The organism is Paenibacillus sp. FSL R7-277, from assembly GCF_000517965.1.
Taxonomy (GTDB): domain Bacteria; phylum Bacillota; class Bacilli; order Paenibacillales; family Paenibacillaceae; genus Paenibacillus_AQ; species Paenibacillus_AQ silagei.
The window spans coordinates 1-210 of record NZ_ASPX01000103.1 but is presented as its reverse complement, the minus strand read 5'-3'; the positions used below and the strand labels follow the sequence as shown (position 1 = coordinate 210).

At 64.8% G+C, this 210-nt stretch carries 1 protein-coding gene; it reads left to right on the top strand.

What is annotated here, in order from left to right; translation table 11 throughout:
* Nucleotides 1-210: collagen-like protein (locus C173_RS27100; RefSeq protein ID WP_036731042.1), on the top strand; the 210-nt coding region annotated here is incomplete at both ends.

Sequence of the window (210 nt, the reverse complement as noted above, 5' to 3'; positions counted from 1 at the left end):
AGGAGAGACCGGAGCAACTGGGCTTACAGGTGAGACTGGTGCAACAGGGCTTACGGGAGAGACTGGAGCGACTGGGCTGACGGGAGAGACCGGAGCAACGGGGCTTACAGGTGAGACTGGAGCGACTGGGCTCACGGGTGAGACTGGTGCGACGGGGCTTACGGGAGAGACTGGAGCGACGGGGCTGACTGGCGAGACTGGAGCGACGGG